This window comes from Planktothrix tepida PCC 9214, from assembly GCF_900009145.1.
GTDB classification, from domain to species: domain Bacteria; phylum Cyanobacteriota; class Cyanobacteriia; order Cyanobacteriales; family Microcoleaceae; genus Planktothrix; species Planktothrix tepida.
In genome coordinates this window covers 1,504,974-1,519,938 of the sequence record NZ_LN889782.1, presented here as the reverse complement: position 1 = coordinate 1,519,938, position 14,965 = coordinate 1,504,974, and the positions used below count along the sequence as shown (strand labels likewise).

At 38.8% G+C, this 14,965-nt stretch carries 13 protein-coding genes; 9 read left to right on the top strand and 4 right to left on the bottom strand.

The annotated features are described in order from the left end of the window. The first annotated feature begins 6 nt into the window (after positions 1-6). Positions 7-282 carry a (2Fe-2S) ferredoxin domain-containing protein gene (locus PL9214_RS09605; protein ID WP_072718513.1) on the top strand — a complete coding sequence of 92 codons (276 nt, stop codon included), beginning with the start codon at positions 7-9 and terminating at the stop codon, positions 280-282. 29 nt (positions 283-311) lie between these two features. Here the strand turns inward: PL9214_RS09605 and ygfZ are convergent, their stop codons facing one another. Further along, positions 312-1,370: a CAF17-like 4Fe-4S cluster assembly/insertion protein YgfZ gene (gene ygfZ, locus PL9214_RS09600; protein ID WP_072718512.1), complete on the bottom strand. Its 1,059-nt coding sequence runs from the start codon at positions 1,368-1,370 to the stop codon at positions 312-314. 72 nt (positions 1,371-1,442) lie between these two features. After that, positions 1,443-1,826: a hypothetical protein gene (locus PL9214_RS09595; RefSeq protein ID WP_072718511.1), complete on the bottom strand. Its 384-nt coding sequence runs from the start codon at positions 1,824-1,826 to the stop codon at positions 1,443-1,445. A 581-nt stretch (positions 1,827-2,407) separates the two neighbouring features. Here PL9214_RS09595 and PL9214_RS09590 point away from each other — a divergent pair. The 5 genes from PL9214_RS09590 (at position 2,408) to PL9214_RS09570 (ending at position 9,122) form a co-directional block, all read left to right on the top strand. After that, a complete protein-coding gene (locus PL9214_RS09590; protein ID WP_072718510.1) occupies positions 2,408-2,611 on the top strand; it encodes a hypothetical protein in 204 nt (67 codons plus the stop codon). A 399-nt stretch (positions 2,612-3,010) separates the two neighbouring features. Further along, positions 3,011-3,580, top strand: coding sequence for a PadR family transcriptional regulator (locus PL9214_RS09585; protein ID WP_072718509.1), 570 nt, complete (start codon positions 3,011-3,013; stop codon positions 3,578-3,580). A 77-nt stretch (positions 3,581-3,657) separates the two neighbouring features. Then, complete coding sequence (locus PL9214_RS09580; protein ID WP_072718508.1) at positions 3,658-5,253, top strand: efflux RND transporter periplasmic adaptor subunit; 1,596 nt, start codon at positions 3,658-3,660, stop codon at positions 5,251-5,253. A 49-nt stretch (positions 5,254-5,302) separates the two neighbouring features. Continuing rightward, on the top strand, positions 5,303-8,551 hold the full coding sequence (locus tag PL9214_RS09575; protein WP_072718507.1) for an efflux RND transporter permease subunit: 3,249 nt from the start codon (positions 5,303-5,305) through the stop codon (positions 8,549-8,551). Positions 8,552-8,861: 310 nt separating this feature from the next. Then, entirely contained in the window at positions 8,862-9,122 is a 261-nt protein-coding gene (locus PL9214_RS09570; RefSeq protein WP_072718506.1) for a DUF1830 domain-containing protein, read from the top strand. Between the two features lie 98 nt (positions 9,123-9,220). Here the strand turns inward: PL9214_RS09570 and PL9214_RS09565 are convergent, their stop codons facing one another. Beyond that, positions 9,221-10,948 carry an ABC transporter permease gene (locus tag PL9214_RS09565; RefSeq protein ID WP_072718505.1) on the bottom strand — a complete coding sequence of 576 codons (1,728 nt, stop codon included), beginning with the start codon at positions 10,946-10,948 and terminating at the stop codon, positions 9,221-9,223. Positions 10,949-10,953: 5 nt separating this feature from the next. Then, positions 10,954-12,291: an ABC transporter ATP-binding protein gene (locus PL9214_RS09560; RefSeq protein WP_072718504.1), complete on the bottom strand. Its 1,338-nt coding sequence runs from the start codon at positions 12,289-12,291 to the stop codon at positions 10,954-10,956. A 206-nt stretch (positions 12,292-12,497) separates the two neighbouring features. Between PL9214_RS09560 and PL9214_RS09555 the strand changes: the two genes are divergently transcribed. From PL9214_RS09555 to PL9214_RS09545, 3 genes are all read left to right on the top strand, one after another. Then, positions 12,498-13,949 carry a serine/threonine protein kinase gene (locus PL9214_RS09555; RefSeq protein ID WP_072718503.1) on the top strand — a complete coding sequence of 484 codons (1,452 nt, stop codon included), beginning with the start codon at positions 12,498-12,500 and terminating at the stop codon, positions 13,947-13,949. 41 nt (positions 13,950-13,990) lie between these two features. Next, on the top strand, positions 13,991-14,335 hold the full coding sequence (locus tag PL9214_RS09550; protein WP_072718502.1) for a BON domain-containing protein: 345 nt from the start codon (positions 13,991-13,993) through the stop codon (positions 14,333-14,335). A 188-nt stretch (positions 14,336-14,523) separates the two neighbouring features. After that, on the top strand, positions 14,524-14,949 hold the full coding sequence (locus PL9214_RS09545; protein ID WP_072718501.1) for a DUF4278 domain-containing protein: 426 nt from the start codon (positions 14,524-14,526) through the stop codon (positions 14,947-14,949). The last annotated feature ends 16 nt before the right edge of the window (positions 14,950-14,965 follow it).

The window sequence follows — 14,965 nt, the reverse complement described above, 5'->3', positions numbered from 1 at the left end:
AACCGTATGGGTTTCAAACAAGTTCTGATTTGTCAAAATCGCACCTGTCATAAACAAGGGAGTGACAAGATATTAGTGTTGTTTAAGGATGAATCTCCTCCTGATGTCCAAATTCAGGGAATAGGCTGTTTAGGACAGTGTGGCAACGGGCCGATGATGATTGTTCTACCTGATGAGGTTTGGTACAGTCACCTTGAACCGATGGATGTATCAACTATTATTCAACAGCATTTACAAGGTGGATGTCCTGTGGAGGCTTTGAGAATGAAGGTGAAGAAGTGATTGAGGATTTCTCCACCTTCAGCAAAATCCTATAGGGGAGGATGTTTTAAAAAAGGAACATCAACAACTTCAGCTTCTATTTCACCCACCTTGACCTTAGAACCTACTCCACCTGCCTTGGTGCGAATATAACCTAAGCCAAAATGCTCTCCATCCGTGTTGGTATAACTGGTTAATATTCCAACTTTGGCATCCTCAATCCAAATCGGCGTTCCAGGTGAAACGGGTGCATTCAAGCGAATACCCCACAGTTGCTGTTTAACTCCTTTATAAGTATTGAGACGCGCAATCGTTTCTTGACCAATGTAACAGCCTTTATCAAAGGAAAGCGTTTGCCATAAACCTGCTTCCAGAGGATTGTAAGCTTCTGTTAATTCAGCGTCTGGAACTGGACGACCTTGGCGAATGCGTAAATGTTGCCAAACAACTTCACCCAATGGAATAGCACCCACTTGGGTTAGGGTTTGCCACACAGAGACAGCAGCAGAGGTAGGAATGATGAACGTATAGCCAAGGGTTGTTAAACCACTACCAGCACTAATACGGACAGTTGAACCGGCAATTTCCAATAATTGATGGCAACCTAACGGCTGTTGTTGCAGATCGGTTACACCTAACTTCTGGAGAACACTGCGACTATCTGGCCCTAGGAGACTGAAAATGGAATAATGGCTACTGAGATCCTGCAATTCTACCTGATCCATTGGGAAAATGAATCGATCTAACCACTCCATTAACTGCTGACGACGGTTGGGTGAAATTAACAGGAGAATTGCATCTTCTGTGATGAATACTGTAGCCAGGTCAAGGGTTCGAGCCGTTGAAGTTACAAATACGGTATCACAACCTTCTCCCGGTTTGAGAGTTTGAATAGAATTGGTACTTTGATTATGTAAAAATCGCAGTCGGTCTTCCCCGGAAATTTTTAACAGTCCCCAATGAGATCGATCATATAAAGCAACACCCTGTTGGCTGGCATGGATCGCTTCGGTGTCATTTCCAAAGCTCATCGGAATGACCTTCTCTAGGCTAGAGGTTTCAAAAATAGCACCAGTCTTGGCTTGTAAATTTTGTAATTCTGAAATCATTGTTGGAGTTGGAAGATTAAAATTTTTTCAACATTGATGAGTATAGAAAATTAAGCGCAAAAATGGGTTGCTTCAGGGCGTAAGACGCGCAAATAAATCTTCAATAATCTGACGGGTTTTATCTTCGAGCTTCTGCCAATCAACGTCCCCTGTTTCTTGATCAATTAAGGTTGTGTCAATTTCAACCTCAAGACTTTCTTGAGCAGCATGGGTAGGACGATAGTTTTGAAAACAGATTTGATAACACAATTCCCAAATATCTATGCTGACTTTTTGACCATTATGTTCTAAGTCTAGCCGATATCCAGGGAATGGGTCTTGAATTTCCTGGTAAGTTCCTGTCCAAATCGATTCGTCTAATTGTTTACGGATATTGTCGAGGAGACGAATAAAAGCAGGTTGCATCAGGAGTTCAGCTTGCTGCCAAGCCATTGGATCTTTAATTTTAGGTCTCATGGATTTCAATTTTAGAGGGATTTTTTCATTGTCTCAGTTCAGGTTGAAAGTAGCCAAATCTTGTTTAAATTAGATGGGGCAAACTAAACAATTAAGGGTTCTAAATTGTTACAATACTTAAAAAAGCTATGCTCAGTTTGATTAACCGATAAACGCTTCTATTTTACAGGAAACCTCTCAAAAGGAAGATGTAATTTGCCTCTGAAGTGAGTAAAAATTAGCATGATAGGTGAAACATTAGGGAAGTAAAGTTTAATGCTGAAGTTAAAGGATGAAGAAATAATCAATTAAAAACTTTAGGGTTGGCTTCAAAATTTCTTCATTGTTCGCCTCTAGCCTTAAACTCAAACTCGAAGTTTCTTCAATTTTGAATCGACTGTTCATCGTAACTGAGAATGAACAAATTAAAATAGACAAATGGAAAATTTTGATAAAAAATCGATCTAATACAATCCAGATTTCTGCGAAAGCACGGAATTAGTTTAATTACAAAAACCCGGTTTTAAAACATTTTAGTTTATCAACTGTATCTGTACTGTTGAGTTCATTTTATTTGATTTTTTGATAGGAGAATAATATCCATGAATGACTGTCCCTGTTGCTCTTCTTCCATGCTCCGTCATATTGAGCATAACCGAGTGTATTGGTATTGTTCTTATTGTCATCAAGAAATGCCTAATTTTGCCTTGGAGATTGCTCAGAATAAACAGAACTCTTCTGCTCGTCATGCTTTTAACCCCTTAAAAACTCGGAATCAGCGTTTGGCGAAACTGGCGTTAAGTTAAATTATCACAATAGTTACTTTTTTTCAAGCTTAAGGTTTTAGGTTTGGGGTTTTACGAACTTCCCCCTGTGTAATTGCTTTGATAAAAATTACGATTGTGATCTATCTTATCCCATTTAATGCAAGTTGTAGAAGTTTCAGCATTAACAAAACGAGTGAGTTAATCACACTTGTTAAACAGAAGCTAACTGCATCGATATCGGACTCATCCTTGATGTCAGGTGTAAAGCTATAGGGCTGAGTCCAGTTACTAATCTGCTATATTCAGAACTACTGAGATCTTTTGTGGTGTAGATAACCCTATACCCTACTGGGTGAAATATTCCGGGTAGGGTTTTAAAATCGATCAAAAACTTTCCTGTAGGGTAAAAATTACTGAATAAACTATCAATTTGATATAATGTTAGAACTGTCTGCCCTAGGACTATTACAGCGAGAACCCTTACATGGCTACCGACTGAAACAGCGACTAGAGTTGTTTCTTAGTAGTTGTATGAGTGTGAACTATGGAGCAATTTACCCTTTGCTCAAACGTTTAGAAGAACGAGACCACATTCAGGTATTACTGGAAGAGTCTGGGGATGCCGGAGCTAGTCGCAGAATTTATGCGATTACTCCTAGCGGGTGTACTCGCTGGCGGGAAAAGATGTTAGAACAACCTCAAGAAAGCTGGGTTAAAAGTCGCGCTCGATTTTTAGTCAAATATTTCTTTTTTGGAGATTTAGAATCTTCCGAACGAGTGCGATTAATTGAAAATCGTTTAAGAGTTTGTCATCAACGAAAAGCTTATTTAGAGACTCAAGAAATGGGGAATTTGGTGACGGACTCTTTCCAATCTGCAACTTGGGAACGTGCAAAATTCATGTTGGTATCAGAAATGGAGTGGTTACATGAATGTTTGGAAAAAGAAAATTTACCTCATTCCTCCTCTATCTCAAGGAAGATGTTAGGTGAGCTTAACATATTGTAACGTCTAGTAAAATACTGGATTTATCTCTTTTCTCATCATTCTGCTCCGTAAAAAACGACCTCAAATTTAGCTGAACAATGTCTTATTCTAAATCCCCTAAATCAACCACAAAAGAGCAGGATCAAGACTGGGCTGAACAGGATAATCCTCTAATCCAAACCGACCTTAACCCTCAATCTTTACCTGCAACAACTGTCTCAGAATCGACGGTTGTAAAAACAGGATGGTTCCCCATTACTCTAGTTACATTAATAGCATTAGGTCTGGGTTTTGCAGGGGGGCAATGGTGGCAAGCCAACCCAAACAAGGGGGAAAACTTAACAGCAGACCAACCGAAACAGCCTAGAGGAAATGGGGTTAGAATCGCTGGGGTAGAAACTTCCAATCTGGAAGAAACTTCTGAATTTGTAGGGACATTAGAAGCAAAACGGGCGGTAGATATTAAACCGGAAATTGAAGGTCGAATTACTCAAATATTAGTAGAATCCGGGCAGATGATTCAACAGGGAGAAGCAATTGCACGATTAAAAAGTGATGATGTAGAAGCAAGTTTAACGCAAGCGAAAGCCAATCTAGTTCGTACTCAAGCTCGTTTATCGGAATTACAAGCTGGAAGTCGTCCTGAAGAAATTGCTCAAGGAAGGGCAAAATTAGCGGAAGCAAAAGCGGGATTAGCTGATGCTGAATCTGGTAGTTTTTTAGCAGAAATTAATCAAGCTCAAGCTCAAATTGATTCGATTCGAGCCGAAGCTCAATTAGCTGAAAATCGGGTGAATCGCTTTGAAGCATTAAGCCGATCTGGGGCAATTTCCCAGGATGAATTTGATGCGTTATTGTCGCAAAAAAACAGTGCTGAAGCTAATTTACAAGCGGCGCAACGTCGTTTAGAACAATTACAAAAAAATCGACAATCAGAAATTAATTTACGTCGGGCCGTTGTAGAACAGGAACAACAAGCGTTAAGACAGTTAGAAAACGGAACTCGGATTCAAGAAATTCAACAGGCGGAAGCACAAGTTGCAGAAGCCGCAGCACAAGTTCGCAGTATTGAAGTTCAGTTGCAAGAAACAGCCGTTTTAGCACCCTTTACTGGAATAGTTGGGGATGTGGATATTAAAGTAGGAGATTATGTGGATAAAGGGGATATCCTTACTCGTTTAACCGCTAATGATCAGTTAGAATTACGCTTACCTATTCCTTTAGAACGTAAGGCAGATTTAAAAATAGGATTAGCTGTGCAAATGGTTGATGCTCAGGGAAAAGTATTAGCCACAGGACGCATCAGTTTTATTTCCCCATCGGTGAATCAAGACTCTCAAACGATTTTAGCAAAAGCCACGTTTGATAATGGTCAAGGCTTATTTAAAGATGGTCAATTTGTGCGGGCTGAAGTCGTTTGGAAACAAAAACTAAATGCAGTGGTTGTACCGATGACAGCCGTTAAATTTCAAGGTAATCAACGCTTTGTCTTTTTAGCGGAAGGACAGGAAAAATTAACCGCAAAACGACAACCTGTTAAATTAGGTTTAATTCAAGGCGATCGGGCTGAAATTTTAGAAGGACTTCAACCGGGACAAAAACTTATTGTTTCCGGTACACAAAAATTATCTGATGGGGCTGCAATTAATATTTTATCTCCTAATTCTGCACCCAATGCCACAGGTCAACATTAAAAAGTAGTAATCACCGATAACTGATAACTGATAACTGATAACTGATATTATGTTTACTAATTTTTTTATTAAAAGGCCTGTTTTTGCTTCGGTTTGTTCGTTGCTGATTATTATTTTAGGAATCGTGGGTTATACTCGCCTTCCCGTGCAGGAATATCCTAAAATTGATCCGCCCATTGTTACCGTGACAACGAGCTATCCAGGGGCGAGTCCACAGGTAGTGGAAACGGAAGTTACGGAAATTTTAGAAGCACAAATTAACGGCATTGCTGGCATTAAAACATTAACCTCCAGTAGTCGAGAAGGAAGTAGTTCTATTTCGGTTCAATTTGAATTAAATCGAGATTTAGAAGTCGCCGCCCAAGAAGTGAGAAGTCGGGTAGCCAGAGGGGCCAGAAACTTACCCGATGAAGTCGATGAACCTGTAGTAGAAAAGCGATCAGGAGATGATGAAAGAATTTTATGGATTGCCTTTTTTGCTAAAACTTTATCTCCTTTAGAGTTAAGTAATTACGCAGATCTTTATATTAAAAATGCTTTAGAAACTGTTGATGGAGTTAACAGTATTTCGATTTCAGGAGAACGTCGCTATGCCATGCGATTATGGTTAGATCCGGTACAAATGGCAGCCCGTCAAATTACCGCTTTAGACGTTGAACAAGCCTTAAGAAGACAAAACGTTGAAATTCCCAGTGGCCGAATTGAAGGAAAAGAAACGGAATATCCAGTGAGAACTTTAGGTCGTTTACAAACTCCCCAAGATTATGAAGACTTAATTATTAAACGCAATGAGAATGGAGCGCAAATTAGAATTCGAGACATTGGACGGGCGGAAATTGGGGCAGAAGATGATCGAGTTATTGCCCGTTTTAAGGGAACTCCTGCTGTTTCATTAGGAATTAGTAAACTTTCTGATGCGAATTTAATAGAAGTAGCCCATGGGATTAAAGCAAAATTAGCCGAATTAGAAAAAAGTTTCCCCGAAGGAGTCAGTTATCAAATTGCCGTGGATTATTCTGAGTTTGTAGAACTGGCGATTGAAGAAGTTTGGATTAGTTTGTTAATTTCGATTGGACTGGTAGTTTTAATTATCTTTTTATTCTTGAGAAATTGGAGAGCAACTTTAATTCCAGCGATTACCATTCCCATTTCTTTAATTGGTGCATTTAGTGTCATGTTTTTCCTGGGATTTTCCATTAATACCTTAACCCTATTTGCCTTAACCTTAGCAACGGGTTTAGTCGTAGATGATACGATTGTGGTCTTAGAAAATATCATCCGTTATATGGAAGAAAAACGGCTCGAACCTTTTCCTGCGACCTTTGCAGCCGTCGGAGAAGTGGTGTTTGCGGTGATTGCAACCACAGTTGTTTTAGTTGCGGTATTTGTCCCCGTTGCCTTTGCGGGTGGAACCAGTGGACGATTATTTAATGAATTTGCTTTAACTTTAGCAGCTTCTGTTGTTTTTTCAAGTATTGTTGCCTTAACCTTAGCCCCTCCCCTTTCTGCCCGTTTATTACGTCATGAAACCCAGCGTAGGGGATTGATGAAACTCCTAGCTTTACCCTTGGATTTATTTGAATGGGTTTTGAATAAAATTACTAGCATTTATGCTTGGACTCTCCGAGTATTAATGGGATTGAAACCGATTCTAATTTTAGGATTTATTGCGTCTTTAGGATTAACAGTTTGGTTATTCTTACAATTACCTCAAGGGTTTTTACCCACTGAAGATCGAGGTCGAATTTTTACTCCAATTACGGCTCCAGAAGGGGTTAGTTTAAACTATACAAATCGCGTAGTACAGCAGGTTGAAAAAATCTTCAGCCAAGTACCCGAAGTTGAAAGTTACTTTGCCATTGCTGGTTCTAGCCGAGGGGCAGCCCAAGCCAATACAGGATTTTCTTTTGCCCGTTTAATTCCTTGGTCTGAACGGACAAAACCAGAACAATCTCAACAATCTCTGGTTAAGCAATTATTAGGTAAATTTTCAACAATTACTGATGCTTTAGTCTTCCCCACTAATCCGGGGGGATTACCTGGAGGAGGTCAAGGTCAACCGATACAATTTGTTTTACAAGGCAATGATTTAGAACAATTAGCCCAAGTGTCCCAAGACTTTGTAATTCGGGCGCGAGATTTACCTGAATTAGTCAATATTGACACCAATTTAAAACTCAATAAACCGGAATTAACCCTAACGGTTGATCGTTCCCAAGCCGGAAATTTAGGGGTTTCGGTACAGGATATAGCTCGAACCTTACAAATTTTAGTCGGCGGTCAAGAAATTACGAATTTTAATCAGGGAAATCAACGTTATGAAGTTGTGGTTCGATCCGATGAAAAGTATCGAGCGAATCCCGAAGATTTAAAGGAATTATATGTGCGTTCCCAACAGGGAGAAATGATTGCTTTAAGTAATTTAGTCACGATTTCAACGGCCACAACACCGCCTCAAATCAGCCACTTTAATCGCTTTCGCTCAGCAACTTTAGAAGGCAGTCCTGCACCAGGAGTGAGTTTAGGAGCAGCGTTAAAGGCATTAGAAAATTTAGCGAAAGAAATTTTACCTCCGGGAATGCAAACGGCTTACTCTGGAGAATCTTTAGAATTTCGAGAAGCGGGTCAAGCCACTAACTTTATTTTTGCTCTCGCCTTAATCTTTATTTTCCTCACCTTAGCTGCCCAATTTGAAAGTTATATTGACCCCATTATTATTTTATTAGCCGTCCCTTTGTCGTTATTAGGCGCATTTGGAGCTTTATGGATTGCACAATTAGACTTAAATGCTTATAGTCGGATTGGGTTAATTATGTTAATTGGATTAGCCACTAAAAACTCAATTTTAATTGTAGAATTTGCCAACCAACTCCGAGAACAGGGGTTATCCATTCAAAAAGCAGCCTTAGAAGCTTGTCGGTTACGATTTCGACCGATTATGATGACAGCTTTATCGACCATTTTAGGGGTTTTACCTTTGGCGTTTGCGACAGGGGCAGGGGCGGGGAGCCGAGTAGCAATTGGAATGGCTGTGATGGGGGGAATGTTTGTCTCAACGTTTCTGAGTTTATATATTATTCCGGTTTTTTATGTCATTGCCACAAGTCTGCAATCCCGCTTGATGGGACATAATTCTCAACCCCAAGATTGGGAAAATGTCACCTTGAATACAGACAGGGGATCTTATTCTAATGGAAATGGGAGTAGCAATGGAAACGGTAAGGTTCAGTCTGTTATCTATTCTGGGGATCACTCAACAAAATCTTCACACAGTTCGGATAAAACCCGAAATTTATAAAGAAATTGTGTTGATGATTCTGACAACTTTTCCCTTGTTGCAACTGAGTTAATAAGTGTATAATATAGTTAACATAACTTAATTCATAAATTGTTAAGTTATGATGATTTGATAACATCACAAGATTAATCATTGCCATCAAGGTTGTAGAGAACCATCAGGACAAATCTATCTAAAGTCATAGATGACGTTTCTGATTTCTAATTGGGCTTGGGACTCTTTCCCTTTCCCTCTCCTTCTCCCTTACCCTTAACTGAAAAGTTAAGAAATTTGAAAACAGTCCTTTAAAACCTCACTTTAATAAAACACCATGCAAACAGTACACTTGCCTGTAGATTCCCTTAAGACTGAAATTTTATGTAGTTATAAAAACCCCACTAGACAGGTGCAAATTCTTCGTTTGCAAAGTACAATTCGGGGTTATTTTGAACGGGTTGTTTTTCCTGGAGAATATTGCATATTTGTGGGCGAATCTCACACAGATTTAGAAGTTTATTCCAGTGGAGATCCGACCCGAATTGAACTTGAAAAAATCCCTTGTAATTCCTTAAAAGTTGAAGAAACTGAATAACGTTTTTCCTTCTTAGTGAGGCGTTTACGCCTCAATATCTTACTTAAAGATAAAGATGAGGCGTGAACACCTCACTACGAAGGAAAAAGGGTTAATAATTACAATAGTTGGTATTTTGAGCGAGCAAATTGATATAATTTCCGCCAGATCAAACGGTTTGTTAAGACGACTAATAACGACATCACACCCGTAGAAGCAAATAATAAAGGATAGTTCCCTGTTTCTGTGGCTTTAGAAATCAGAGATCCTAATCCGGGAGTGGTTAAGGTTTGATTTTGAAACTGAACATATTCACTGACAATACTAGCATTCCATGCCCCACCAACAGCCGTAATCATGCCTGTAATTAAATAGGGAAAAATTCCGGGTAAAATTACTGTTTTCCATCGGTATATTAACGAAAGTTTATAAATATTAGCGGCTTCAAATAATTCTGAGGGAATAGCCTGCGCCCCTGCAATCACATTAAATAAGATATACCACATTGTTCCTAACATCATCAGTGCTACTGAACCAATTTGTAATCCTCCTCCTAAACGAGCTAAAAATAGTAATAAGACCGGAAATAATGCCGTTGCTGGAACAGATGCCGCAATTTGAACTAAGGGTTGTAAACTTTGGGCTAGTCGAGGATTTCGACCAATGGCAACTCCCACAGGTACAGTCCATAATAAAGATAAACATAAGGCAATCACAACCCGTAAAGCGGTTAAAATAGCACCTGTAATCACTTGCTTCCAGTCTTGAAACTCTAATTTTTGTAATAAAATAACTCCTTCCCAAGTTCCCCATAAAATCATAAATCCAAACCCGGTTAAGAATAGATCAGTCCCCCAATTTGGATAGGATTTTGAGGGTAAAACGGCGGTAAGATGAAGATCAGTTTTTCCGATAGTCTGACTCATTTTTTCTGACCAAAGCTGACTAAAGCGTTCAGTTAAAATTCTCCAAGTTGGGGAACGTCGCAGGAAATCTAATACAATGGATTGAGGAACATTTTGGGATTCAACCATTTCTAACTTAAATTTTTCTGCCCAAGCAATTAATGGCTTCCAGACCAAAAAATCCAGAATAATAATAATTCCAATTAAAACCCCTAATCCCCAAGCAATAGAGATGAAATCACCTTGATCAGAAGCTTGAGCTAAAAATGATCCTAAACCCGGAAGGCGGAAACTGTGAGTCCCTAATGTAAAGGATTCAATTGCCATCAAAAAAAACCATCCCCCAGCAACGGACATCACACTATTCCAAACTAATCCTAAGATTCCCGAAGGTAATTCTACTGACCAAAACCGTTGCCAAGCATTGAGATGATAGACCGTAGCAACTTCTAATAATTCTTTAGGAATACTCGACAAAGATTGATAAAAACTAAAAACTAAATTCCAAGTCATCCCCGTAAAAATTAACAGAATAGCAGCTAATTCAACTCCGATTCTTTGACCTGGGAATAAGGAAATTAAAGCGAGTACAACCCCCGGTAAAAAAGATAAAACGGGAATCGATTGTAAAATATCTAAAAGGGGAATTAAGATTTTAGCAGCCAAGGAAGAACGATAAGCAGAATAGGCATAAACTAAACTAAAAATTAAGGATAAAAAATAAGCACATCCCATTCTTAATAAGGTTTGAGCAGTATAACTGGGAAGTTGCTCTAAATGGGTGGAGATTCTGACATCCGGTTTATAATCTCCTACAAATTGGGAAGCGGTGCGAACAATGACTAATAAGATGGTAATAACTACTAGAATTAATAAACCATCTTGCCAGGTCAAGCGAGAACGATCTAAGGTTTGATTTTTAGGAGTAAGAGATCTCGTCATATTGTTTATCCCTCCGGTGTTATTGAACTAAAATCAGATGTTTCTAAAAAGATTTCCCCACTGGGTTCATCATAGGCATAAAGTTCTGCATAACGTCCCCAGTCAATCGCTGTATTTAACTGTCTTTGAGCTTCTTTAGGGCTAAAATGATTATTCAAAATATCTAACACTAAATCTTCAGGAATCCGATGATTTTGTTTCGAGTGACATAGGTTGTAAATTTGTTGAACGAGCCGAATATGTTGAAGTAATTGTTGACGAATAATTTGTTTGCGCTGGTCAATATTTCCCTGAATAAACTCTAGGGCAATGGGTTTCAGGTTCAAATCTCCTTCTCGAATTGCGATTAAATCCATAAATTTTGCTGCTTCTACAATGGGGAGTAAATCATCAACTTCCAGTTGTAGTTCTTGCCCTAAACGATATAAATCAGGATTTTGTCGGTCTTCTAAAAGTTCTAATAAACCCGCAATAGAACCAATACGCACATAGGGTAAAGATTGATATTTATTCGGAGTATTATTAGGGGCTGTGGTGAGGCTTATTTGAGATTCTAAGGTTTCTAAATCGGGATTAGTTAGAATTTTATAAACCTGATCAACTAAGGCTTGAAAACTGGCACTTTTACGATCTCGATAATGATTTAATTTAATCGGTAAATTCGCCCGAATTCGCCCTGGATTTCGACCTAAAACAATAACACGATCTGCTAAGGTAATCGCTTCTTCAATCCCGTGCGTTACAATTAAAATAGCCTCGGTCGGAATGCGTTTTTCTAACCATAAATCTAAAAGTTCAATTCGCAAGTTTTCTGCGGTTAAAACATCTAAAGCCGAGAACGGTTCATCCATACACAATAACTCCGGTTCAACCGCTAAAGCTCTAGCAAACCCAACTCGTTGCCGCATTCCCCCGGATAGTTCCTTTGGATAAGCATTTTCAAATCCATCTAACCCAATAATATCTATCATTTTTAGGGCTTTTTGTCGTCGCCAATCTAGCGGAAATCCCCTGGCTTTTAATCCTAATTCAACATTTTCTAAAACCGTTAACCAAGGGTAAAGGGCAAAGCTTTGAAATACAATTGCTACCCCTGGATTAATACCCATTAAAGGTTTTCCATGACAAATAACTTGTCCCTGGGTGGGAGAAATTAAGCCAGCAATCATTCGCATTAATGTTGATTTTCCTGAACCCGAAGGCCCTAATAAAGCGATGATTTCACCTCGGCGCAATTCTAAGTTAATGTTATTAAGAATTGGAATTTGCTGTCCATTGGGCTGTTGATAGGATTTACCAACGTCTTTGAGAATCATCAAAGGTGCTATTTTGGAATCACTCATATTTCAAGAATTCCTGTTCAATTTGCTTCTATTGTGCCATTTTTGTTGACCTGAGAGTCATCTTAACAGAAATTATAATCCTTTAAAATATTTTTCAAGTTTAAATCAAGTTTAAATAATAAAAACTCAATTTTTTTATAATAAGACCTTCACTCAACAGGAATTTTTAGCTACAATATCATATAAACTTGTATTTTTTGGGGATAATGCTGACTGCGGGAACTCTACTTAACCGTCGGTTTCGACTCAAACGCCAACTCAATGAGAATCCTGTTCGCCAAACTTGGTTAGCAGATGACTTAATGCTGAAGGATAAAGCCGTTGTCAAATTATTGGCGTTGGGAGGTTCAATGCAATGGGAAGATTTAAAATTATTAGAACGTGAAGCCCAAATTTTAAAACAATTAAATCATCCTCGCTTAGTTAAATATCGAGATTATTTTTCCCTGGATGATCAGAATGTCTGGTTTGCTTTAGTGACCGCATATATTCCCGGTTCCTCCTTAAAAGAGAAATTAGAAGGAAATCATCGCTTTACCCAACAACAACTCTACTGGATAGCTTTTGAAGTCTTAGAAATTTTAAATTATTTACATCAACTTCATCCGCCGGTATTGCATCGAGATCTTAAACCGAGTAATTTAATTTGGGGAGAAGATCATCATATTTATTTAATTGATTTAGGCGCAGTTCAACTTCAACCTAGAACTCCAGGGTCAACCTTTACTGTTGTTGGAACCTTTGGTTATACTCCCATTGAACAATTTGGAGGTTTAGCGGTTCCTGCTTCCGATTTATATGCGCTAGGAGCCACATTAATTCATCTGTTAACCGGAATTCCTCCAGCCGAATTACCCCAAGAAAACTTTAAAATGAAGTTTAACGGGGACATCCTAGATCCCGCCTTTCAAAAGTGGTTAGAAACCTTAATAGAACCCGCAGTAACCTCTCGGTTTTCCTCAACTCAAGTGGCTTTATATGCTTTAAATTATAAACCTAAATTTCCTTCAAAAACTAACTCTGAACCTTCTATCCAGTTATCTCAATCTTCCAACGAATTTAACGTTAATATTCCCTCTCAGTTTTCCTTACAATATATTTCTCCCCTTCAGAAAATTTTAGGCAATCCGATTCAGGGCATTAAAAGAGGGTTACAATTCATTCCGGGAGCTATGCCTATTAAAATATTAGGTTTAAGCGCGATCGCTGCTTTAATCACTTCCCCCCTGTATAGAGTTATAGAACCCTCTATCTTTACAGAAATTAATTCAAGTTTAATCATTCTATTTTATTTAACATTATTGGGAATTCCTGTAACTCTAGGATTATTAATTTATAAAGCTTTTTTGGATTATAAACCTTTTGAAAAAGTTCAACTTAATTTTAAAAACAAAAAATTTAATATCTTTTGGTATTCCTATTTCCCCATTCATAAGCAAGGAGATATTTCCCAAATCCAACAAATTAATTTAATTAGAACAACCGATGATAAAGGTAATTATTATCCGAGTTTGGAAATCGTTACTCAGGAACCGAATATTTTCTTTTTATCCCGTCGCAAAACCTATCGTTTTGGACATCAATTACCCGAAGAAGAATTAAACTGGTTAAAACAAGAATTGCAAAAATGGCTTGCTTCTCAATCCAATCTCCACTAGACTGAATTCATCTTATTAAGCAATGTAGGATATTTAATTTTATGGGATGGTTTGAACGTATTTTTGGCACCCTTACCGGTGAAGTTCCCAGTAAACCGTCTAACGATACGGTACAACAAGCCGCAGCCAATACTTCCCTTCCTCCAGAACGTATTGGAATTGCGGGAGAATATGACGAAAGCGGTCTGGCGAAACGGGTTGTCTTAGCCTTTGACGAAGATCCTGAACTCGATGATATTGGTTCCTTGTGGGTCGCTCAAAAAGGGGGAACCGTTATTCTCAAAGGAAAAGTTCCCAGCCCAGGTTTTCTGGAAAAAGCCGTCAATATTGCCCAATTCCAACCCGGAGCCCTTAGCGTCGATACCTCTCAAGTCACCATTGGCTAGGAATATTAACCGTTGACTTCCCCTGCTCCTCCGCCCTCCTAATTTATCCTGAAACTTTCATAAATTTTTGTTAAGTTTGCTCATCTGACCTGAAAAAGTGTAACAATGAATACAGAAATAAAAAAATCGTTTAAAATTTGTCTTTGAGATCTCATCCCTCTTTAAAACTAAGGTCAGGAGAAACAGATATGAAACTCACCTATCGTGGCAATCAGTATGATGCCTCTTTTCCCCCGGTTGATGTGGTGGAAAGCGAACTAACAGGTAAATATCGGGGTCAAGGTGTACAGTTTAGCTATCCTCGCCATATTCCTGTGCCTCAAACCCCTCAGCCCCTAAAATATCGGGGTGTTTCCTACAGCAAAACAGAACCAGAACATCCCTTCAAGGAAGTTACCCCTTTAACCCCCACCGAAATTAAGCCTGTAGAAGCACGACAAGGTACAACACTGCGGTTAGTGACGTTTGAGAAAGCTCTCGACGAAAACTTAGCCAAAGTTCACTCCGATCATCTATGCCGTTTATTAGAGCGGCGACGTCAAGCGGCGGCTGAACGGGGCGATCTGAATCTCTTGCGCCTGTTAGACTTAGAAGCAAAAGAAATTGCCTGCTAAGGAAATCAAGATCTAG

Coding starts and splice junctions, on each gene's coding strand:
- PL9214_RS09605 (WP_072718513.1), top strand. CDS start 7: ATGGGTTTCAAACAAGTTCTGATTTGTCAAAATCGCACCTGTCATAAA.
- ygfZ (WP_072718512.1), bottom strand. CDS start 1,370: ATGATTTCAGAATTACAAAATTTACAAGCCAAGACTGGTGCTATTTTT.
- PL9214_RS09595 (WP_072718511.1), bottom strand. CDS start 1,826: ATGAGACCTAAAATTAAAGATCCAATGGCTTGGCAGCAAGCTGAACTC.
- PL9214_RS09590 (WP_072718510.1), top strand. CDS start 2,408: ATGAATGACTGTCCCTGTTGCTCTTCTTCCATGCTCCGTCATATTGAG.
- PL9214_RS09585 (WP_072718509.1), top strand. CDS start 3,011: ATGTTAGAACTGTCTGCCCTAGGACTATTACAGCGAGAACCCTTACAT.
- PL9214_RS09580 (WP_072718508.1), top strand. CDS start 3,658: ATGTCTTATTCTAAATCCCCTAAATCAACCACAAAAGAGCAGGATCAA.
- PL9214_RS09575 (WP_072718507.1), top strand. CDS start 5,303: ATGTTTACTAATTTTTTTATTAAAAGGCCTGTTTTTGCTTCGGTTTGT.
- PL9214_RS09570 (WP_072718506.1), top strand. CDS start 8,862: ATGCAAACAGTACACTTGCCTGTAGATTCCCTTAAGACTGAAATTTTA.
- PL9214_RS09565 (WP_072718505.1), bottom strand. CDS start 10,948: ATGACGAGATCTCTTACTCCTAAAAATCAAACCTTAGATCGTTCTCGC.
- PL9214_RS09560 (WP_072718504.1), bottom strand. CDS start 12,291: ATGAGTGATTCCAAAATAGCACCTTTGATGATTCTCAAAGACGTTGGT.
- PL9214_RS09555 (WP_072718503.1), top strand. CDS start 12,498: ATGCTGACTGCGGGAACTCTACTTAACCGTCGGTTTCGACTCAAACGC.
- PL9214_RS09550 (WP_072718502.1), top strand. CDS start 13,991: ATGGGATGGTTTGAACGTATTTTTGGCACCCTTACCGGTGAAGTTCCC.
- PL9214_RS09545 (WP_072718501.1), top strand. CDS start 14,524: ATGAAACTCACCTATCGTGGCAATCAGTATGATGCCTCTTTTCCCCCG.